Consider the following 20776-nt stretch of genomic DNA (forward strand, 5'->3'; position numbering starts at 1 on the left):
GCCAAAGCCATGATCGTACTGCTTATATTATTCATAATATTAGCAGTAACATTCTCATTTCCAAGAGTTCAAACAGCAGTAGCACAGTATACCACCTCTTATCTTAATGAGGAATACGGTACAGATATAAAAATTAAAGCCATAGATATTTCCTTTTCTGGAGATGTTATCCTTAAAGAAACCAGAGCTTTAGACGGGCGTATGGATACCATCATTTACTTTAAAGAACTCAGATCTTCCATTCTTGGTTTTGGAGATATGATCACTGGACATCCAAATCTAGGAGATACTTCCATAGATGGACTCTACCTTAATATGAAAAAATACAAAGGGGATAAAGATGATAATCTCAATGAATTTATAAATAAATTTGGAACAAGCGAGGGCAGCTCTTCCACACCTTTTAAACTCACCACAGACGATTTAAATATCACCAATTCTAGGATAAGTATTATAGATGAAAATCTAAAGTATCCAGAAACTTTTATGGCAAAGAACATGAACCTAAAGTCTGAAGGACTGACCATAGAAGGTTCTAACATAAATGCTGTAATAGAAGGCGCTAATTTTGACATGTATACAGGCGTCATGAAAGCAGATGCAAACGGCAATAAAAACTTAAGAATTAAAAATTTAAAAGCAGACTTCTCCTATACACCTTCTCAAATTCTTGCTAATGACTTAATCATCAATACGGCTGGTTCCCAATTAGAGGGCGACCTTAAATTATCCTACAATAGAGAAGATTTTGCCGATTTCATAAAAAAAGTAGCATGGGACTTCGATATTAAAAATGCCGATTTATCTACTAACGAGCTTAGAAAATTCTATGATGAAATTATAGAGAATGATAAGGTGAAATTAAAAGGGCGCTTAAAAGGACCGCTCAACGATTTTGTAGTAGAAGGTCTCGTTGCGACTACCTTAGGTGATATTACTATCGATGGAGATATGCACTTTAAAAACCTTATAGAGAACGAAGATGACTTTTTTATAGAAGGTGATTTTAACAACCTGCAAGTCAGCAATACCGATCTTAAAAAATTCTTGCCTAACATCTTAGGAAAGAATTTACCAGAAGAATTAAATCAACTAGGGACTGTAAAAGCAACAGGTTATGCGAGCGTTAATGCCAATCAGGTAGTTACCAGACTTTCTGGAAGTAGTCGTAAAGGAAATTTCAATTCAGATCTAGTGCTTAATAATATACAGAGCGGCACTATTGCTTATAACGGAAACATAAAATTACAGCGTGTTGATTTGGGTTCTTTATTAGGTTTAGAAGAATTTGGTAAAGTAACCTTAGATCTTGATGTAAATGGTCGTGGCTTTGATCCCGAAAATGCCAATGCTACATTAAAAGGAAGAATCGCACAACTAGATTTCAACGGGTATTCCTATCGCAATATTAAAGTAAATGGCAAATTCAAAAAACCCATATTTAACGGTAAGGTATCTGTAAATGACCCTAATCTTCAAATGGATTTTGACGGTCTTGCAGACCTTACTGCTGCCGTAAACACCTACGACTTTAAGGCAAAAATCAAGTATGCTGACTTAAATGCCATCAATATTTTTAAACGTGATTCCCTTGCTATTCTCCAAGGAGATATCGTCATGAATATGCAAGGTACCACCCTAGATGATGCTGTGGGAACCATAGATATTAATGATGCTAGTTATAAAAACCCTAACGATACCTATGTTTTTGCTGACTTCAGTATTGTTTCTAGCTTTAAAAATGAAGAGCGTTTTATTTCTATTAACAGTACAGATATTATTGAAGGAGAACTATCTGGAGTCTTTAAAATTGCTGAAATTCCTGAATTATTTAAAAACAGTATTGGCAATGTGTATACCAATTATAAATCAAAAAACATTACGAAAGATCAATATCTGGATTACGAATTTAAGATTTATGATAAAATAGTAGATCTTGTTTTTCCCGATATCGCTCTAGGCGAAAATACGATTTTAAAAGGCCAGGTAGCCAGTAACGAGGCCCAATTCCGTATGACCTTTAGATCACCAGACATTAAGATCTACGATATAAAACTGGATCAAGTTAATGTACAAATCAATAATCAAAATCCATTATTCAACACATTTATTAAGGTGGATGGAATTAAAAATGGTCTTTATGATATCAATGACTTCCAACTTATTAATGTAACTAATAAAGATACCTTGCTCTTCCGTACTAAGTTTAATAGCTCTTCTAGAGATACAGATAAGTTTAACCTTAGCTTTTACCACACGGTAAATAACCTGAATCAATCTGTGATAGGAATTAGAAAAAGTGATATTATTTTTCAAGGTCAAAAATGGTTTTTAAACAAAGCCGATAAAGAAGTGCAACTTAAATTTGATCACGATTTTAAAACCTTTAAACTGGACAGTCTTGTAGCCAAACACCAAGAAGAACTGATTACGCTTGCCGGGGATATTGCTGGTAAGGATAATAAAGACTTGCATTTAGACTTTAAAGATGTTAGGATTTCCAGTCTGACCTCTCCTATTGACAGTTTAAAACTCAAAGGCCATATTGATGGCGTGTTATCTTTAAAACAAACCAATGGAAATTATGCTCCTACCAGTGATTTTACAGTAAAAGGTTTTGAAGTAAATGGGACTCCTTTAGGAGATTTTGAACTCTCGGTTGCTGGTAATGAAGATTTAAGCCTATACAATGTAAACGCTCAACTCAAAGATGACGATCAAAAAACATTTACCGCACAAGGAAATATAAATACCAGTGGGGAAAGTAGTAAAATCAATGTAAACGCTGTGTTTAACGATTTTAACCTCGTTGCCTTAAGTCCGTTAGGAGGAGAAGTATTAGATAATATAAGAGGACTCACCTCTGGACAAGCAAGACTGACTGGAGATCTCGCTGCTCCTGATATAAATGGATCTTTAAAACTAAGAGATGCCGGACTGCGCATTCCCTATTTAAATACCGACTTTGATATCGAGAATGATTCACAAGTCACCATCACTTCTACAGCTTTTAATTTTAATAATTTACAACTCAAGGATACCAAATACGAGACACGAGGTTTATTATCTGGAGCCATCAACCACAAAAACTTCGGCTTTTGGGATCTGGACTTAAAAATAGAATCAGAAAGATTGTTAGCATTAGATACCGAGTTGACACCAGAGGCCTTGTATTATGGAACAGCGTTTATAGATGGCCAAGCAACGATTACAGGACCTGTAAAAGAGCTTTTTATCAATGTAATCGCCACGACTGGAGAAGAAACTGTTTTTAAAGTACCTATTGATGATGGAGAATCTTTGGGAGACACCTCTGCTATATACTTCTTAAGTCCTGAAGAAAAAAGAGCACGCATCTCTGGTGAATCCGTCATTACAGATAAAATAAGCGGCCTAGAACTCCGATTTGAGCTACAGGTGACACCAGCTGCAGAGGTAGAAATAACCGTAGATCCAACTAACGGGAGTTACATAAGAGGAAGAGGTGTTGGGAATTTACTTTTGGAAATCAATACCAATGGTAAATTCATTATGAATGGAGATTTCATCGTCACAAAGGGAATTTATAATTTCAAATACGCAGGAATAGTAAATAAAAACTTTATCATTCAACCAGGAGGTACCATGGACTGGAATGGAAGCCCTACTAATGCCAACATAGATGTAGAAGCGGTTTATACCACAAGAGCAAATCCGTCTATACTTTTAGACAACCCTAACCTGAACGCTCAAGTTCCAGTAGAAGTACTGACTAAGTTGCAAGGTGATCTCAGTTTCTTTGATCCAGAATTTATCATCAGATTCCCTAACACCAACTCGGTAGTAAGCTCTGAGCTGCAATACCGATTAGATGATAAGTCACAAAGACAATTACAAGCCTTATCCTTAGTTGCCACAGGTTCTTTTTACAACCCTAATAGTATAGGCCAAAATGCAGTAACTGGGAATGTGGTGGAAAGTGTTACTGGAATTGTAAATGATCTAGTGAGTCGCGAGGACAGTAAATTCAACTTCGGAGTGAGTTATGAAGCTTCAGAACGCAATCCCAACTCCGATTTACAACGTTCAGACCGTTTTGGAATAACACTAAGCACACAAATAACAGATCGTGTCTTAATCAATGGTAAACTGGGGGTTCCTGTAGGTTCTACGAGTTCTAGCGAACGCGCGGTCATAGGAAATGTAGAGATTGAATTTCTTATCAATGAAGATGGTACGTTGCGATTAAAATTATTTAATCGAGAAAACACGCTTCAACAATTAGGACAACAAGAAGATTACACCCAAGGTCTCGGATTGCAATACCGCATAGACTTTAATAGTCTTAAAGAACTTTATGAGCGTATTTTCAAAAAGGAAATGGTTAAACAAAGAGACATTAAAGCAAGTGAAGAAGTGGACAGTGCACCTGTTGAGTTTTAACCAAAGATACATGCTACTCAGAGAGCAAAATCTAAGCGATTTTTATCTCAATACCAATTTTTCTATCATTTCACGACCTAGATGTTCATTTAAGTTTTTAATTATTTTTGCTCGACCGTATAGCAATTCTTGTCTTAATACAGAAGAGGAAAGACCTATAAACAAAGTGCCTGCTGTGAACTTTATTTGAGAAGTATAATTGGCAACACCACTTCCCATCACCGTTTTCCAAGCACCTTCTACATCTACCTTCTCAAAACCTTTTTGTAGCTTGTCTTGAGCTTTAAAATCATTCAACACATCGCTCATGCGTACAAAATCTTCTTTTTTATTATTCCTCATTAGGTGTGTATGCTTTGTAAGTGTAACGTGTTCCGTTCTCGTGAAGAAGAACTAGTTTATCTTTAGTTGCTTTTTTTACTGTTTGTGTGTAAGCCCCATCTCCTTCTTGAAAGGTAAGGCTTAAATCGCCATCTTTCTCCTGCCATTCAAAATAAATGGGATTTCCATAGCTTACAAAGCTACCATCATAAGTTGGGCTTACTCTGTTTTTAACACCCTTAAATCCATCGATCTCAAAGTGATCCATATGATTAGAAAAAGGAAACTCACGTTCCGTCCCATCAGCTAAAATCACTTCATCTATATTCCAATAGCCTTCTAAGGCTTTTATTTTTTCTTCATTACTGGTACAAGAAATCATGACGACGGCTAGTAATAGGTATATTAAATTTTTCATCTTATTTATTTTGATATGGATGATATAATGAATTTTAAGGTTTCGTTTGCTTTACGGTAATCTTGTTTATCAAATTGCCTGGTAGTGTAAGGCACTGTATCTAATGCTTTCTCTTGAATTGAAAGCTTTCTTAAATCATTGAAATATAATTTTCTTTCTGAAACTGCTAACTCAGAAAAATCTCTAAAATCAATATGAGACTCCAGCAGCATATATTGTTGTCGATTTGTACTTCCTTTACTAATAGTTCCAGAAAGGCCTACCCTTCTAAAGAACAAAACCGAATCTTCTTCTACTGTATATTCATCTTGAAATTTCGATTCCCCTTCAAGATCAAATAGTAAGCTATATTTTTTAAATCTAAATTCCAGATTTTCATAAAGCTCCAATCTAATAGTTCCTTCGTCAATAGAATCTCCAGATAAATCCCAAGTTTCCATGAGTTCTAGATTTTTCTCAAAATCCCTTAAATCCTCTGACAAATAATCATACGACTCCTTTTTATCACAACTTGTAAAAAAAATCACCCCTACTACTAAAAGAACCAATCTTCTCATAACCTAAAAATCTTATAAGATTGCTGGGTTTGTTTGATCACGGCCTCGGTTCTTTCAGGATGCGTGTCGCTTATAAACAACTGACCAAATTGATCATCATTCACCATATCAATAATCTGAGCAACTCTAGAGGCATCTAATTTATCAAAAATATCATCGAGAAGCAAGATAGGAACCGTACCACTTTCTTGTTTGATAAATTCAAACTGCGCTAATTTTAAAGCGGTTAAAAAGCTCTTTTGTTGTCCTTGACTACCGAATTTTTTTACCGCATGATCATCCAGTAAAAAAAACAAATCATCTTTATGCGTTCCTACGCTGGTATATTGGAGCTGCATATCTTTTTGCTGTGCGTCTTTTAAAACTTGAGCAGGATCTGTATGGTTAAAATCAGCTTTATAGTAAATATCTACTACCTCTTCTGAACGAGAAATTTGCTTGTAATACTTTCTAAAAATAGGAGTGAATGATTCTAAAAAAGCAGTTCGAGTGGCGTGGATATAACTTCCTAAATCAACTAATTGCTCGTCATAAACTGATAGAGCAGTACTGTCAAAAGTACGGTTGATATAAAAGTATTTAAGCAAAGCATTGCGTTGTTGAAGCAGCTTATTGTAAATGATCAACTTATTCAAATACTTTGAATTACTTAAAGAAATCACACCGTCCAGAAATTTACGTCGGGTATCGCTTCCTTCAATGATCAAATCGCGATCTGCAGGAGAGATGATCACCAGCGGAATCAATCCTATGTGGTCACTGACCCTATCGTAGATTTTTCCATTGCGTTTCACGACACGTTTGATACCTTTTTTGGCACTAACGACTATTTTTTCTTCTTGTTTATTTTTCAAAAAGTTACCGTTCACCACAAAAAACTCTTCGTCATGCTTGATATTTTGTACCGTTATAGGATTGAAGTAGCTTTTTGCAAAAGCAAGGTGGTAAATCGCGTCCAAAACGTTGGTTTTTCCCACACCATTGTTTCCCACAAAGCAATTTATCTTCTCATCGAACTCAAAATCGGCAGAGGAGAAACTTTTATAGTTGATAAGACTTATGGAATTAAGTTGCATAAAATATTTTGTAACTATTTATGGATTAGGTGTTTGTAGACTATTTGCTTTCGCGAAAGCGGGATGATCACCAGCCGGATTACGCAGCTGCAAATTTAACCTAACAAAAGGTAGAGAATAAAGCTTTCACGTATTTTTATATACGGATAAAAATTATATTTTTGCCCGTTCAATTAAAGACTATTATGGCTACTTATAACAAAAGAGGATATAAACCGAAATCAAAACCAGAAAAGGATGATCAGGATGAACTTTTTAATGATTCTGATTCGACTACGGCTGAAGTATTTAGTACCCTTGACGAAGGTGCTAGTAAGACCGAAAAGTGGGTAGAGAAAAACCAAAAGGTTATTATCATAGTCGTCGCTCTTATCGCGATAGGTGCTATAGGTGCATGGGCGTACAATCAATTTGTAATGAAACCTAAGCAAATAGAAGCTTTTTCAGAGACTAGTGAAGCAAACAAGTATTATGATCTAGCGCTTAATTCTACTGGGAAAGAAAAGGACTCTCTTTATAACATTGCACTGGAAGGGGCAAATGGAAAATATGGTCTTGTTCAAATCGCTGAAGAATATAAAGGCACTGATGCAGGAAATCTCGCTACTTATCAGGCAGGAATGGCTTATCTCAATATTGGTGGTGATCAACTTCAAAAAGCAATTGATTATTTAAAAGCTTATGAAGGCGGAGATTCTGTTCTTAAATCTATAGCACAAGCAGGAATAGGTGATGCCCTAGTGCAAGCTGGACAGGCTGGCGATGCGATTTCCTTTTATATGGATGCTGCTAATACCAACCAGAATGAGTTTTCTACTCCTAAATACCTCCTTAAAGCTGCACAAGTAGCTATAACAACTGGAGATTACAGCACTGCAATTACTGCATTAGAGAGAATTGAAGAAAACTATCCAGAAGCAGCTGAAGCTAAAACAGCACAAGTTCTTTTAGGTCAAGCACAAGCAGCTTATAACTAATATTTCATGGCAACCCTAGGAAAAGATTTATCGCATTACGACAAGGAAAGTCTTCCAGACGCCACAGAGATGCGTATAGGCATCGTTGTTTCTGAATGGAACGAAGACATCACTGAAAATCTTTTTAAAGGAGCCTATAAGACCTTATTGGACTGTGGTATCGATGCAGATCGCATCTTCCGTATGGATGTTCCTGGTTCTTTTGAGTTGATCTACGGATGCAAGAATATGCAGTATGCTTCTTATCCCGTAAAAAACGGTAAATTAAGGCAAGGCTTAGACGCTATTATTGCTATAGGTAATGTCATACGCGGCGAAACAGCTCACTTTGATTTTGTATGCCAAGGTGTTACCAGTGGTATCAAAGATTTGAACCTCAATAAATCTAGAGTTCCCGTCATCTTTTGTGTCTTAACAGACGATACTCATGCACAGTCTGTCGCTCGTAGCGGTGGTATTCATGGTAATAAAGGTAGTGAGGCAGCCGTAGCCGCGATTAAAATGGCTGCTATTAAGCAAGGGCTATAGGTCAGATTTTAGGTGTTAAATAAAAAATCGGCTCACAAATCTAGGTTTGTAAGCCGATTTTATTTTGAAAGTTTTTTTGAAAACCATAGAAACGATACCACTTTGCAGCTTAAGGATAATAAATCATTACTTCCAACAAACTTTGCCTTTTAAGATAATAACGGTCCATAGGAATGTTGTATTCCTCTCTATTGTCTGAGCAAAGAAATTAGATAAAAGAATTACCAAATCTTATTAAATAACCAAAGAGATCGATTTAAGAGATTCTACTGCCCGGCAGTATACTTTTAACGAGGAATCTTTTAATGCACTAAGGTGACAGCTATTTCTTTCTCAGGCCTATCAATTGATACACTCCTAAAACAATAAGTCCTGCAGCAAGAATCCATTGATAACTTTCCACCTCTTTTTCTTGAACAAATTTATCGTACAACTTCCAAGTACCTATGGCTATAAATGCAATAGAAAGCAATAAAGTATAATTGCGCTTATTGGAATTGGGTTCAGGCATCTTTTTGAGCAATTAGAGCATAAACCAGATACAATCCATATGCGACAATACCATAACCTAATACCAATTGCCAACTAGGCATCTCCTCTGCTAGTACATAATACCTGTATAACCTATAACTTCCAAAACCTATAAAAGCTGCTGCCATTAATCCGCCTAGAATCGGATTTCTTTTTCTTACTGCCATAACATTATTTTATAATGGTAAAGATAAATAAAAAGCGCTCCTTAGATTCATCTAGGAGCGCTTCAAATGATATGATATAATTACTTGCTTAGGCGTTGAAATACTTAGAATTCCAGATAGCTGTATTAAAATTCTTTCCTGCTGCAAAAGAATAATACAATACCATAGCAGCAATTGACTTAAACGTAAAAAAGAAAATCAATAAAAACTCCACTCCTGTTGGGTTCTTTGAAAAGATGCCATTAGGAATTAAATAGGCAGCTAATAGGCTCACCAGAACAGTAGAAAAAATTAGGTTTTCAAAACTCTTAAAATTCCATGCCCATATCTTTCTAAAGGCATTTAAATCATTTCCCCACTTGTGAATCAAATAAAAGTATCCATTCCCTATAGGAGCAAAAAGAAGCGGGTCATCGGCATTTTCTAGTTTGAACAATTTTGATGGCGCAACGATTTTAAAACCTCTCATTTCTAGGTCGTGGGCTTTTTCCATATCTTTAATTTTCATCAAAGCCTCGTAAGGAATCTCATTTTTAAAGTATTTGGTATCCAAAAATCTAAGACGATAAGTAACACAAATATCTCGTATTTGATCTATGTGATAAATGCGATCTGTTTCTAAAAGATCAATATTAAAATGATTGCGAGGAGTCGGCTTCTGCGGGCTTTTCATACGCGCCATGATATCATCTTCCTTGCGATCTTCTTCTTTTAGAATAGCCGTTACCTGATCAAGAATATCGTTGCCTTTAAAAGCTTTTGCTTTAGACTTCCTGAGTTTATCTTCAATATTGGTGCGTTTCAACATAATTAGTTCGTGGTTAAACTTTTAATAATCTAAGGAATAGTACTAAAATAATAACTCCTACACTCTATATGTCGTAAAGGAGTTTTAATTATTTCAAAAAGAAAATATTATTTTTATACGGCTTTCGCGAAAGCGGAATTGATGACCGTCTATATCAATACTTATTTGGACTTTCAGGGTTTTTCAAATACTGCTTTTTCATTTGATAATAACGTTCTAAAAACAAATGAGCATCATCCTTTAAAAAGAATCTGAAAGCTTTGGTTATAAACCAAAATATAAAAGAGATCAACAACAGTAAATAGTAGCTTCCATCGCATATCAGAATCAAACTACATAAAATGGAAACTAACAAACTTACACTCCAACCGTATCTCAAAGGAAGATTCCTAAAATCATTGCTAATTATGTAATAATCATCCTAAGAACTCTGTAAATAAATTTTAAACTTATTTGGATATTTATTCTTCTGTATAAAATAACCACTGTACAAAGTCACCTCTCCAGAATAATAGCGACTAGCTGCTAGAGCCTCGATAATTCTGGGAGAAGCGGCATCTCTTTTAATAAATATTTTCTCCTTATAGGCTCCATCAAAAAAATTAATAATTTTTGATACAAGTATTCCAACCTCTTTTTACCTCAACACCGCACCAGCATGATCCTCTAGCTGCTGTTGGATTTTATTCATAGTCTTATCAATTTGCTTATCAGTAAGTGTTTTGTTGGTGTCTTGAAGTGTAAAATTCAAGGCATAAGACTTTTTGCCTTCAGGCAATTTACTTCCCTCATACACGTCAAATAACTGCACTGATTTCAATAGCTTCTTTTCAGAATTAAGTGCTATTTCTCTCAGTTCTTTAAAGCTTACTGCATGATCCACAAGAAGTGCAAAATCCCTACTTACTTCAGGAAATTTAGGAATCTGGGTTACTGGAGTATGTTTCTTAGAAACCAATTTTAAAATCTCTCCCCAATAAATATTAGCAAAATGTACCGTTACTTCTACACCAAAATGTTTAGCTACCTTCTTTTTTACCACTCCTAAATCAGCAATTTTTGCACCACTACTCAGTGCTATTCCTTCACTTAGAAATTCTAATTTAGTGGGTTTTTCATTTACCGTGTTGATCCCTAGTCGTTTTAAAACAGAAATCACAGCTCCTTTTAAATAAAAGAAATCGGCTGGTTGAGAAGTGCTGTTCCAACTTTGATCGCCAGTATTTCCAGCGGTGATAATGCTCAGGTGTTTGTTTTCTGTAAACTGACGTTCTTGATATTGATGATAAGAGCTACCGAATTCAAACAATCTTAAATTCTCTTGCTTCCTATTTAAATTATGTGCTACAGCTTCAAGACCACCATAAATCAAGCTCTGTCGCATCACAGCAAGATCACTACTCAATGGATTCAACATACGCACTTCGTTTTTAGATGAGATATGATCTGTCAAGGTATGATTCTTTTCAGATGTCAAACTATTGGCCATCATCTCTACAAAACCTTGTCCTACCAGTTGTTGGGCAACTATGTTTTGTATTCTATTATTTTCAAATCTAGACGAGGTTGCAATGGTAGCATTCAGTTTAGAAGAACCTTCTATACGATCGTATCCATAAACCCTTAGAATCTCTTCGATCACATCTGCAGGACGAGTCACATCATTTCTATAAGCTGGAATAGTAAGCCCTAAACCAGACTCGGTAACATTGTTCACATTGATATCCAGCGTTCTTAAAATACTCTTGATTTCCTCACGAGGAATTTCTTGTCCTATCAACGAGTCTACTTTTGCAAAAGGAAGAAATACTTGTTGGTCTTCAATTTTTTGAGAATACACATCGGTAATATCACTGGAGATTTCTCCACCAGCAGTTTCTTGAATAAGCAAGGCTGCCCTTTTCAAAGCATACTCCGTAATATTAGGGTCAATACCTCGCTCAAATCTAAAAGAAGCATCGGTATTAAAGTTATGTCTTTTGGCAGTTTTACGCACACTCACCGGATTAAAATAAGCACTTTCTAAAAATATAGAAGTTGTTCCTTCCGTTACGCCGCTATTTTCACCACCGTAAACTCCAGCAATACACAAAGGTTTCTCTGTATCACAAATCATTAAATCCTCTTCGTGTAACAAGTGCTCTATGCCATCCAGCGTTGTAAAAGGAGTATCTTTTGCCAGTGTTTTAACAATGATTTTGTTGCCAGTTATTTTATTTAGGTCAAAAGCATGTAACGGCTGCCCCAACTCGTGCATCACGTAATTGGTAACATCAATCACATTATTTTTAGGAACCAGACCTATAGCTTTTAATCTATTTTTAATCCACTCAGGCGATTCTTTTATTTTAATTCCAGTAAGCGTTACTCCACAATAACGTGGTGCCAACTCTATATTTTCTACTTCTATATCTACTCTTCCAGAACGGTTATCTATGTAAAAACTACTTACTGATGGAGTAATAAATTCTATTGCATCTGCCTTTACTGCAAGACCAGCTCTTAAATCACGAGCAACACCCATATGTGACATCGCATCAGAGCGGTTAGGTGTTAAACCTATTTCAATCACGTGATCATTTTCTATCGAGAATATGTCTTTAAGCAAGGTGCCTACCTCTAGGTTTTCATCCAGCACCATGATTCCCGCATGAGAAGCTCCCAAGCCTAATTCGTCTTCAGCACAGATCATTCCGTGGCTTTCTTCACCTCGTATTTTCCCTTTTTTAATCTTCCAAGCTTCGCCTTTATCGTCATAAAGAGTTGTTCCTATGGTTGCCACAGGCACCTTTTGACCAACAGCTACATTAGGGGCTCCACAAACAATTTGCAGCGTCTCTGTCCCTATGTTTACTCTGGTAACTTTAAGCTTATCGGCATTAGTATGTTGTTCACAGGATTCAACATGACCTACCACGATGCCTTCCAGACCGCCTTTGACACTTTCAAATTTTTCCACGCCTTCCACTTCTAACCCTAAAGAGGTCAGTAATGCAGTATGTTCTTCCAGCGCTTCTGGGACGTTGATAAATTGCTTGATCCAGTTATAGGAAACTTTCATAAAATCATTGCTTTTTAAGGTCGGTAAAGATACTATTATGTACGCTTTCGCGAAAGCGGAACTTTAACAAACCTCTCTTTTAAGTTTACAGCCTCAAAAGGCCAGTTTATAGTAATTAGTAGCCGACTCGCTCAGAGCGATCTCAATGGCTGCTTGATACCTCATTTTTTTTCAAACCCTAATGTATGCAGGACAATGGCATCAAAAGTAGAGCGCAGCGATGCAAATTAATTTTCCCCTTTGGGGAAATGGCCGCGAGGACAATGGCATCAAAAGTAGAGCGCAGCGATGCAAATTAATTTTCCCCTTTGGGGAAATGGCCGCGAGGACAATGAGGCCTACCTTGCCATAATTATACCTAAAAACCTTATTTTTATACCTAAAACAATTCCTATGAAAAATCTAGTCGTACTCTCTGGAGCTGGCGTCAGCGCCGAAAGTGGTATTTCAACCTTTAGAGATGCTGGCGGACTTTGGGAAGGACACGATATTATGGAAGTGGCTTCTCCTGAAGGATTTTCAGCTAACCCTACTCTAGTGCTCGATTTTTACAATAAACGCCGGGCGCAACTGCATCAAGTAGCGCCTAATAAAGCGCATTTTTGTATTGCTGGACTGGAACACAATTACCAAGTGCACGTGATCACACAAAATGTAGATGACCTTCATGAACGCGCTGGGTCATCTCAAGTAACACATCTTCATGGTGAGTTGAAAAAATCACGTAGTTCTGAGAACAGTCTTGAGATTCAAGAATGCCATGGCGACATTAATTTAGGTGATTTAAGTCCAGATGGATCGCAACTGCGTCCACATATTGTATGGTTTGGAGAGGAAGTTCCTGCCATGGATCAAGCCATAGAAATCGTATCAAAAGCAGATGTCTTGCTCATTGTAGGAACCTCCATGCAAGTATATCCAGCGGCTGGACTTAAAGATTTTGCTCCCAGTACTACACCCATTTATTTTGTAGATCCAGCACCCTCTTTAGATTCTCACGGTAGACTTACTGTAATTAAAGAAAAAGCAGGGAAAGGAGTTCAAATGGTGGCCGATTTAATTTCTTAATTACAAAAAATGAACCTAAAAGATTTTAAACTACTACATCATCAGTTTTCTCAAGCCTCTTTGCCAGAAGAAGTATTGCAATCAGCTGAATATAAATTATATGTAAAGTTCCTTTTCAAAAATAAAGAGTTCTTTAAATGGGTCGCCATACAAGATTTTAAAAATGCTGGATTTGATTACAAAAAAATGTGCTGTAGAAAAATGGCCGATAGAATTTTTGAAGGATTACATAAAAATGGCAACATGGATCTAGATAATAAGGATGTCGTGATGAGAAAATGGCCTGATGGAACTTTTGGGATCCCCATTCAAGATGGCGGCGCTGCTATTATTAAAATAAAATTTTGTCCTTGGTGTGGGAGAAAATTAAAGAAATCAATCAACTGATTGTTCCATTTGTATTTGAGAAGTGAAACTAAACTCCTATTTTTATAGAAACAATTGAGTATGAAAACTTTATTGATTCTTCTTCTTACCACACTACTTTATGGATATAAAGATGCTAACACAGACATTTCTGAAGAGTCTTTCATAGATACCAACTACCTCTGGAAGGCAGAATGGACGAATGGTATTCAAAATAATCCAAAAGAAATGACTAAAACGGTTTGCGTTTTGCTTTCCAACACAGATAAAAAGAAAGCTATTTGTGATGAAAATAATTTGTTTATAACATCGGTATATCTAGAGCTACACTATAACGACCATACTGTTGAAAACACTGTCTGGAGCTTAAGCGATGAGGATAGAGAAATTGTTAAAACAAATTAAAGCTTTGAAAATGATCTGTAAGAAGGAAGATGTCATCTATAGCTTTGCTGATGTTACTAAGTTTCCCGTTACTTTGAGAGATTATCCAATTTCCCAATAAGTGTTCATCAATTCAAAAAAATAAATTACTACCTTTTGAGTCTACATTCTAAAATAATAATTATGAAAAATACCATCTTAGTACTTTTTACGCTAGTCTTATTAATTTCCTGTACGAGTTCCAATCAAAACTGGTCTGACCTTAACAAAATGAATCTCTATGATTTTCAAGGAAACACAACAGATCTGAATGGAATTAAAAAGAACTGGGATAAACTAATGGACCGAGGAGATGCTAATCTTAGCTCGAGAAGCTCTATTACAGCATTCAAAACCAAGAAAATTAAAGATAATATTACTAAGGAAGAAAAATTAATTCTCATTGCCTTTACCGATAAAGAAAAAATGAGTGGGGCAAAGGAACTTATCTCCTTTAAAGACGGTTACAAATTGAGCAGCAACTCCGTTATTTGTATTGATTGTGGATTTGAATTTAAAGGAGAGCTTGCAAATGGTAACTGGATTTGTGCAGAAAATGGAGAAAAAATAGAAAACTGCACCAGAGTCTCTATTGCTGAAAACTAAATTTATTGTGGATAGGTTATCCATCCTAATTATGGAAAACATACTTCCTTAAGGAGTCCCAGAATTAAAAGTCCAAAAAAGTGAGCGTCTAATAGAAGCTGCTTTACAGCATAGTTTAATCTGAGCATAGGGACCTGTAAACCAAAAACATGACTTACTTCGTGTAAAGCCTGTTATAATGGGAAAAATGGACAAGATCAATCCATAATTGAATTCTATTTTACAGAAAAAAATAAGAAAATTACGGCAATGAATTTAAATTTATTGCTAGAAGAATCTTAAAGAAAATAGAAGACTAAAGGCGCGGATTTCGACTTTTTAAACCGTAATTTAGCACGCTTTAAAGACATAAACTATGCCTACTGCTTTACAAGCTATTTCTCCTATCGATGGACGCTACCGTTCTAAAGTCGAGCCCCTTGCCAATTACTTTTCTGAGTCTGCCTTGATACGTTACCGCGTTCTTGTAGAAGTGGAGTATTTTATCGCTTTAAGTGAAAGCGGAGTTAAACAATTACAACCACTCCCTAAGCCAACTCAAGAACAATTAAGAGACTTGTACCGCAAGTTTACAGATGAGCATGCGCAGGCTATTAAGGACATAGAAAAGGTGACCAACCACGATGTGAAAGCCGTAGAATATTTTCTAAAAGAACAATTTGATCTTTTGGGTTTATCGGCTCATAAGGAATTTATCCATTTCGGATTGACTTCACAAGACATCAACAACACGGCTATCCCGCTTTCTATAAAAGATGCAATAAAAAACGTATACCTACCAGAATTAGAGGAGGTACGCGATGAAATCTACCGACTGTCTAACGACTGGAAGGACATTCCGTTGTTAGCTCGTACACATGGACAGCCAGCTTCTCCTACCCGTCTAGGTAAAGAATTCTATGTATTTGTAGTGCGTATAGAAGAGCAAATGAACATGCTGGAACAAGTACAACATGCAGCAAAATTTGGTGGAGCAACGGGAAATTACAACGCTCATCATGTGGCATTTCCACAAGTAAACTGGCAGAAATTTGGTCAAGACTTTGTAGAAAACAGATTAGGTCTTAAACACAGTTTTCCAACAACTCAGATCGAGCATTACGACCATATGGCGTCTCTTTTTGACAACCTGAAGCGAATCAATACTATTTTTATAGATTTAGATAGAGACCTCTGGACTTATATCTCTATGGATTACTTCAAGCAAAAAATTAAAGCTGGTGAGATAGGTTCTAGCGCTATGCCACATAAAGTCAACCCTATAGATTTTGAAAACTCTGAAGGAAACTTAGGAATTGCAAACGCTCTTTTTGAGCACCTATCTGCAAAATTACCCATCTCTAGATTACAACGCGATTTAACCGACTCTACGGTGTTGAGAAATGTAGGGGTGCCACTAGCACATACAATTATTGCCTTTAAAGCCACCTTAAAAGGACTTGGTAAGCTTTTATTAAATGAGACCAAAATCGCTCAAGACTTAGAGAATAATTGGGCCGTAGTTGCAGAAGCGATACAGACTATTTTACGTCGGGAGGCTTATCCTAATCCTTATGAAGCTTTAAAAGAACTGACGCGTACCAACGAAAAAATCACTGGAAAAAGCATTGCTAATTTTATCGAAACTTTAGAAGTAAGTGAAGATATCAAAGCAGAAATGAGAGTCATTACTCCAAGCACCTTTACTGGGATATAGTAAATTAACTTCATTAATTAAAATATACCGTTTATGAGTATTCTTACTATTATTTTAAACATTTTCCTTCCACCACTAGGGGTTGCGTTGAACAAAGGAATAGGAAAAGATTTTATTATCAACGTCATACTTACTATACTAGGTGTTATACCTGGGGTTATTCATGCCTTTTACGTCACCTCTAAGTAGTTAAAAATTGAAGCTCCTAAAAAAATATAAGGTCTACTTTCCTTACTAAAGACTAAGTTCTACATAACCAATAGAAAAGTGTTTTTCACCTTGTTAATGCGTTTTATATCTGCTTAATTATTTGTTTTTAGCGTAATTACGGTAACATATGATCATTAAGTTGTAAATTTGCATAAAAAAGCTGTGAATTCATTAACTATTATTTTAAATATAATTGCGCCACCGGTAAGCATTTTCAGGAAAAGAGGAATTGACAATGATTTAGCAATAAGTATCCTACTAACCATGTTGTTTTTTTTTCCAGGTATTATTCATGCTTTTTATTTGACCTCAAGAAACAATGAAATTTTATAAGTAATTAAGATGGATCCTATTAGTTTATGGCATTAGTTTTTAGTATCCTCAAAAAGCACTTCGATCTCAATTTGTGGTGCCTGATTTTCTAGAAACACAATAAGTTGAAGTAAGTCTCCATCGCTCATTTCATATCCGCCTAATCGATCACGGCGTCCATCTTTTGCAATTGCAGAGATTTTATTATAGCTCATCTTTATTTTCTGGAATTCATTTACGGGAGCGTAATAAGTTGATTTTGATTCTATAAAGTAGAGTTTTTCGCCTTTTATAGATAAAAATCGCTTTTCATAATTATCACTTATGTAAAGACGATACCCCGCAAATACTAAAAAAGAAAATGACAAAATAGCGATATAACTAGAAGTCGTCCAGACTATATCGCTGCTCTTTAATTCATTAGAGAATAAAATTAATATACCTATTACAATCCATACATAATTGAATGTATCCCATTTCCTTTTCTTTCCGTTTAACTGTATTATTGATAAATGATCGGTTCGTTGATACCTTTGTTTTATTACATAAAAAGCTAAGTAAATAACATACAGAATAAAAACTGCAGAGCCATAGAACTCTATATCATAAGATTCAAATAAATCAAACTTACTTATAGCGATCCATCCCAATAAAAACAAGATGATCAATAGTATGTTTATTAAGGATCGATTATCCGACTTCAAAAAACGATTAGAATCCCACATATACTTTAACCTTGAATATCTTTAAAAATTTCTAATCTACTTTCATAAAAAGAGATTTCAATGTCCTTTAAATTATTTTCTAAAAACTCTTTCACTTGCAATTTTTCTTCTTCGCTTAATTCTAAATTTTTAAGCATTTCTATCTTTCCAGTTATGGGTACAAAGGATATATGTAAATCTCCTATCTTAATCTGTTTTAAGTCTGCTAGAAGTATATATTTATCTCCTTGATCTTAGGAAACGCTCCATCGGTCAGACTCTACTTTGAATATTTTTATATCTGTATCCTCATTGGAATAAGCCATTACACTAAGATAAAATATCCCTTTCAAAGCCATTAGATAAAACAAAATATGAACCCATTCAAATTTATAATCAGTATCTGTAATGACAAATATCGCTAAACTAACAATAGCAATTACTCCTAAAAAAGATAGTATTCTACCGAAAACCGAACTCTTATTAGTTATAGATAGATCTAAAGAATTAGTGCTTAGGACAGGTTCTTCTTGATTGTTATTTTTACATAATAAAAACTTAATTATCAAAATCCATATTAAAATGGATGAAAAGTAAATGCCGATTCCCAAACCAAAAGCCTTGTCTGGAAGCTTAAATCCATAATAAAAAACAGGAACTATAAATGCTGCGTATAAATTACGTTAGGTACATAATCCAAATAACTCTTAGGCGTCTCGCTCTTAATCAATCCTTCTTTAAACTCAAAAAACTTGAGCGCCCTTTTCCTTATTCCCGTTTCTCTAATTTCAATCATACTCCTTACACCTTCTTAGCCTCTTCCCAGTACACATCCATCTCTGCCAGCGTCATATCACGCAACTCCTTGCCTATTTCTTTGGCTTTAACTTCTAAATATTGAAAGCGTTTGATAAACTTTTTATTGGTGCGTTCTAAGGCATCTTCTGGGTTCACCCCTAAATGTTTACCGTAATTCACCAAGGAAAACAACACATCACCAAATTCGGCCTCCATTTTATCATGATCACCCGCTTCTACTTCTACCTGCAACTCAGCCAGCTCTTCCTCTAGTTTTTCTTTAACCTGTTCTGGCCTTTCCCAGTCAAAGCCTATCCCGGCGACTTTGTCTTGGATGCGCTGGCTTTTGACTAAGGCTGGCAAGGATTTAGGCACGCCTTCCAGTACGCTGGTTTTCCCTTCCTTCAGCTTCAGCGCTTCCCAGTTGGCCTTTACCTCTTCTTCATCCTTCACTTTTACATCACCATAAATATGTGGGTGCCGCGAGATGAGCTTGTCACAAATACCATTTGCTACGCTTGCCATATCGAAGTGATTGGTCTCTGAGCCTATTTGGGCATAAAAAACAATGTGTAATAACAAATCGCCTAGCTCCTTAGGAATCTCTTCCATATCCTTATCAAGAATCGCATCGCCCAGCTCATAAGTTTCCTCAATGGTAAGGTGACGCAAGGACTCCAGCGTTTGCTTTTTATCCCATGGACATCGCTCCCGCAACTCCTCCATAATGGTTAATAATCGATCTATAGCGGCAAGCTGTTCTTTTCTATTATTCATGTATATATTTTAAAACGCATCAATTTTGGAAATAACTCATTCTCTAAAAAACTATTTTGTGAGCGTTGAAGTTTATATTTGTCTTCTATTATCGCCATTTCTGCCGTCCGCAGGAAAGCATGCTTAGCCTCCCATAATAATACTGGCATAAAGTTAGTTAGTATAAAAATAAAAACAACCAGATGCGAATTCTATTTATAATTACTTTTTCACTTTTATTAACGACAGATTCCTACGCACAAGAATATGTAACCGATGCGACTATGGAAGATACAGTTATGGCTCAAGATGACCAGATCAAAATCCTTTATTTTACAGCACCTTGGTGCGGCCCTTGTAAATATATGGCACCGGTCATCAAATCCATTTCAGAAGATAAAACTATAGATGTGACCATCTATAAAATGAATACAGACGACAATATCTCAGACGATATTCTTAAAGTCAATTCCATTCCTACTTACTTTTTTATAAAAAACGGCCGTAAAATAGGACAAAGCAGCAGTGTCATGAGTCGCGATAAAATGGTAGGATTGATAAAAAAACACGATGCCATGGAAGTAAAAGGAGATCTTCTACCCTACCGAGGAAAGGCTTCTAAGTATCAAATCGCAGCAGGTGACCATGAAAATCTAACTAAAAAAAACTTAGAGCAATTGTGGCACAGCGCACAAGAACTAAATGAATTGAGCTGGAACATTTATAAAAATTTGACCGCTCAAAAAGACCTCGCATGCGCCCTAAACCTTGTCAACCGCTCTATTGAGTTGGAAGAAAACAATTATAACCTTCAGACTAAAGCACATGTACTTCACAAAATGAAAGAGCCTAAAAAGGCCTTACAAACAGCTCAAAAGGCAAAAAATCTAGCGGCTCGTAGCGGCACCTCCACAGCTATTATAGAAGAGTTAATTAAAAAGATAGAGGCCGAATAACACCCATTTTTAAGG

At 35.9% G+C, this 20776-nt stretch carries 22 protein-coding genes; 11 read left to right on the plus strand and 11 right to left on the minus strand.

What is annotated here, in order from left to right; genetic code table 11:
* Positions 1-9 precede the first annotated feature (9 nt).
* Positions 10-4422, plus strand: coding sequence for a translocation/assembly module TamB (locus F0365_RS15830; protein ID WP_169934592.1), 4413 nt, complete (start codon positions 10-12; stop codon positions 4420-4422).
* Positions 4423-4464: 42 nt separating this feature from the next.
* On the opposite strand, the gene F0365_RS15835 is transcribed toward F0365_RS15830, so the two are convergent.
* The 4 genes from F0365_RS15835 to recF are packed head-to-tail and all read right to left on the minus strand — an operon-like array spanning position 4465 to position 6794.
* The gene (locus F0365_RS15835) at positions 4465-4764 is read right to left on the minus strand and encodes a DUF721 domain-containing protein (RefSeq protein ID WP_169934593.1); all 300 of its coding nucleotides are present in this window, start codon (positions 4762-4764) and stop codon (positions 4465-4467) included.
* Positions 4754-5161, minus strand: coding sequence for a lipocalin family protein (locus F0365_RS15840; protein ID WP_169934594.1), 408 nt, complete (start codon positions 5159-5161; stop codon positions 4754-4756). The genes F0365_RS15835 and F0365_RS15840 overlap by 11 nt, the downstream gene beginning before the upstream one ends.
* A gap of 5 nt (positions 5162-5166) precedes the next feature.
* Entirely contained in the window at positions 5167-5718 is a 552-nt protein-coding gene (locus F0365_RS15845) for a hypothetical protein (RefSeq protein ID WP_169934595.1), read from the minus strand.
* Positions 5715-6794 (minus strand): DNA replication/repair protein RecF, encoded by a 1080-nt coding sequence (gene recF, locus F0365_RS15850; RefSeq protein WP_169934596.1) that lies wholly within the window; start codon positions 6792-6794, stop codon positions 5715-5717. The genes F0365_RS15845 and recF overlap by 4 nt, the downstream gene beginning before the upstream one ends.
* 161 nt (positions 6795-6955) lie before the next feature.
* Between recF and F0365_RS15855 the strand changes: the two genes are divergently transcribed.
* Both F0365_RS15855 and ribH read left to right on the plus strand, forming a co-directional pair.
* Positions 6956-7771: a tetratricopeptide repeat protein gene (locus tag F0365_RS15855; protein ID WP_240961738.1), complete on the plus strand. Its 816-nt coding sequence runs from the start codon at positions 6956-6958 to the stop codon at positions 7769-7771.
* 6 nt (positions 7772-7777) lie between these two features.
* Positions 7778-8299, plus strand: coding sequence for a 6,7-dimethyl-8-ribityllumazine synthase (ribH, locus tag F0365_RS15860; RefSeq protein WP_169934597.1), 522 nt, complete (start codon positions 7778-7780; stop codon positions 8297-8299).
* 322 nt (positions 8300-8621) lie between these two features.
* Here the strand turns inward: ribH and F0365_RS15865 are convergent, their stop codons facing one another.
* The 4 genes from F0365_RS15865 to pheT all read right to left on the minus strand — a co-directional run bounded on the left by F0365_RS15865 (position 8622) and on the right by pheT (position 12866).
* Entirely contained in the window at positions 8622-8810 is a 189-nt protein-coding gene (locus tag F0365_RS15865; RefSeq protein WP_169934598.1) for a hypothetical protein, read from the minus strand.
* A complete protein-coding gene (locus F0365_RS15870) occupies positions 8803-8997 on the minus strand; it encodes a hypothetical protein (protein ID WP_169934599.1) in 195 nt (64 codons plus the stop codon). The genes F0365_RS15865 and F0365_RS15870 overlap by 8 nt, the downstream gene beginning before the upstream one ends.
* 88 nt (positions 8998-9085) lie before the next feature.
* Complete coding sequence (locus F0365_RS15875) at positions 9086-9805, minus strand: hypothetical protein (RefSeq protein WP_169934600.1); 720 nt, start codon at positions 9803-9805, stop codon at positions 9086-9088.
* A 637-nt stretch (positions 9806-10442) separates the two neighbouring features.
* Positions 10443-12866 carry a phenylalanine--tRNA ligase subunit beta gene (gene pheT, locus F0365_RS15880; RefSeq protein ID WP_169934601.1) on the minus strand — a complete coding sequence of 808 codons (2424 nt, stop codon included), beginning with the start codon at positions 12864-12866 and terminating at the stop codon, positions 10443-10445.
* Positions 12867-13259: 393 nt separating this feature from the next.
* Between pheT and F0365_RS15885 the strand changes: the two genes are divergently transcribed.
* The 7 genes from F0365_RS15885 (at position 13260) to F0365_RS15915 (ending at position 17568) form a co-directional block, all read left to right on the plus strand.
* On the plus strand, positions 13260-13934 hold the full coding sequence (locus tag F0365_RS15885; RefSeq protein ID WP_169934602.1) for an SIR2 family NAD-dependent protein deacylase: 675 nt from the start codon (positions 13260-13262) through the stop codon (positions 13932-13934).
* 9 nt (positions 13935-13943) lie between these two features.
* The gene (locus tag F0365_RS15890) at positions 13944-14321 is read left to right on the plus strand and encodes a DUF6980 family protein (protein WP_169934603.1); all 378 of its coding nucleotides are present in this window, start codon (positions 13944-13946) and stop codon (positions 14319-14321) included.
* Between the two features lie 60 nt (positions 14322-14381).
* Complete coding sequence (locus F0365_RS15895) at positions 14382-14705, plus strand: hypothetical protein (protein ID WP_169934604.1); 324 nt, start codon at positions 14382-14384, stop codon at positions 14703-14705.
* 162 nt (positions 14706-14867) lie between these two features.
* Positions 14868-15329, plus strand: a complete 462-nt coding sequence (locus F0365_RS15900) for a hypothetical protein (protein ID WP_169934605.1) — start codon at positions 14868-14870, stop codon at positions 15327-15329.
* Between the two features lie 355 nt (positions 15330-15684).
* A complete protein-coding gene (gene purB / locus F0365_RS15905; protein WP_169934606.1) occupies positions 15685-17025 on the plus strand; it encodes an adenylosuccinate lyase in 1341 nt (446 codons plus the stop codon).
* Positions 17026-17058: 33 nt separating this feature from the next.
* On the plus strand, positions 17059-17214 hold the full coding sequence (locus tag F0365_RS15910; RefSeq protein ID WP_169934607.1) for a YqaE/Pmp3 family membrane protein: 156 nt from the start codon (positions 17059-17061) through the stop codon (positions 17212-17214).
* Positions 17215-17397: 183 nt separating this feature from the next.
* Positions 17398-17568 (plus strand): YqaE/Pmp3 family membrane protein, encoded by a 171-nt coding sequence (locus tag F0365_RS15915; protein WP_169934889.1) that lies wholly within the window; start codon positions 17398-17400, stop codon positions 17566-17568.
* Between the two features lie 32 nt (positions 17569-17600).
* Here the strand turns inward: F0365_RS15915 and F0365_RS15920 are convergent, their stop codons facing one another.
* From F0365_RS15920 to mazG, 3 genes are all read right to left on the minus strand, one after another.
* Positions 17601-18215 (minus strand): hypothetical protein, encoded by a 615-nt coding sequence (locus F0365_RS15920; RefSeq protein ID WP_169934608.1) that lies wholly within the window; start codon positions 18213-18215, stop codon positions 17601-17603.
* Between the two features lie 62 nt (positions 18216-18277).
* Positions 18278-18409, minus strand: a complete 132-nt coding sequence (locus tag F0365_RS16715) for a hypothetical protein (RefSeq protein ID WP_262889019.1) — start codon at positions 18407-18409, stop codon at positions 18278-18280.
* Positions 18410-19052: 643 nt separating this feature from the next.
* On the minus strand, positions 19053-19826 hold the full coding sequence (gene mazG, locus F0365_RS15925) for a nucleoside triphosphate pyrophosphohydrolase (protein WP_169934609.1): 774 nt from the start codon (positions 19824-19826) through the stop codon (positions 19053-19055).
* A 182-nt stretch (positions 19827-20008) separates the two neighbouring features.
* On the opposite strand from mazG, the gene F0365_RS15930 reads away from it, so the two are divergent.
* Positions 20009-20761, plus strand: a complete 753-nt coding sequence (locus tag F0365_RS15930; protein ID WP_169934610.1) for a thioredoxin family protein — start codon at positions 20009-20011, stop codon at positions 20759-20761.
* Positions 20762-20776: the final 15 nt, after the last annotated feature.

This window comes from Nonlabens sp. Ci31 (genome assembly GCF_012974865.1).
Lineage (GTDB): Bacteria > Bacteroidota > Bacteroidia > Flavobacteriales > Flavobacteriaceae > Nonlabens.

Excerpts from the sequence above, each read along its gene's own strand:
- ribH (WP_169934597.1), top strand. The coding sequence starts at position 7,778 with ATGGCAACCCTAGGAAAAGATTTATCGCATTACGACAAGGAAAGTCTT.
- pheT (WP_169934601.1), bottom strand. The coding sequence starts at position 12,866 with ATGAAAGTTTCCTATAACTGGATCAAGCAATTTATCAACGTCCCAGAA.
- F0365_RS15885 (WP_169934602.1), top strand. The coding sequence starts at position 13,260 with ATGAAAAATCTAGTCGTACTCTCTGGAGCTGGCGTCAGCGCCGAAAGT.
- F0365_RS16715 (WP_262889019.1), bottom strand. The coding sequence starts at position 18,409 with ATGCTTAAAAATTTAGAATTAAGCGAAGAAGAAAAATTGCAAGTGAAA.
- F0365_RS15895 (WP_169934604.1), top strand. The coding sequence starts at position 14,382 with ATGAAAACTTTATTGATTCTTCTTCTTACCACACTACTTTATGGATAT.
- F0365_RS15845 (WP_169934595.1), bottom strand. The coding sequence starts at position 5,718 with ATGAGAAGATTGGTTCTTTTAGTAGTAGGGGTGATTTTTTTTACAAGT.
- mazG (WP_169934609.1), bottom strand. The coding sequence starts at position 19,826 with ATGAATAATAGAAAAGAACAGCTTGCCGCTATAGATCGATTATTAACC.
- F0365_RS15930 (WP_169934610.1), top strand. The coding sequence starts at position 20,009 with ATGCGAATTCTATTTATAATTACTTTTTCACTTTTATTAACGACAGAT.
- F0365_RS15830 (WP_169934592.1), top strand. The coding sequence starts at position 10 with ATGATCGTACTGCTTATATTATTCATAATATTAGCAGTAACATTCTCA.
- F0365_RS15875 (WP_169934600.1), bottom strand. The coding sequence starts at position 9,805 with ATGTTGAAACGCACCAATATTGAAGATAAACTCAGGAAGTCTAAAGCA.
- F0365_RS15890 (WP_169934603.1), top strand. The coding sequence starts at position 13,944 with ATGAACCTAAAAGATTTTAAACTACTACATCATCAGTTTTCTCAAGCC.
- F0365_RS15870 (WP_169934599.1), bottom strand. The coding sequence starts at position 8,997 with ATGGCAGTAAGAAAAAGAAATCCGATTCTAGGCGGATTAATGGCAGCA.
- F0365_RS15840 (WP_169934594.1), bottom strand. The coding sequence starts at position 5,161 with ATGAAAAATTTAATATACCTATTACTAGCCGTCGTCATGATTTCTTGT.
- F0365_RS15900 (WP_169934605.1), top strand. The coding sequence starts at position 14,868 with ATGAAAAATACCATCTTAGTACTTTTTACGCTAGTCTTATTAATTTCC.
- recF (WP_169934596.1), bottom strand. The coding sequence starts at position 6,794 with ATGCAACTTAATTCCATAAGTCTTATCAACTATAAAAGTTTCTCCTCT.
- F0365_RS15910 (WP_169934607.1), top strand. The coding sequence starts at position 17,059 with ATGAGTATTCTTACTATTATTTTAAACATTTTCCTTCCACCACTAGGG.
- F0365_RS15835 (WP_169934593.1), bottom strand. The coding sequence starts at position 4,764 with ATGAGGAATAATAAAAAAGAAGATTTTGTACGCATGAGCGATGTGTTG.
- F0365_RS15865 (WP_169934598.1), bottom strand. The coding sequence starts at position 8,810 with ATGCCTGAACCCAATTCCAATAAGCGCAATTATACTTTATTGCTTTCT.
- purB (WP_169934606.1), top strand. The coding sequence starts at position 15,685 with ATGCCTACTGCTTTACAAGCTATTTCTCCTATCGATGGACGCTACCGT.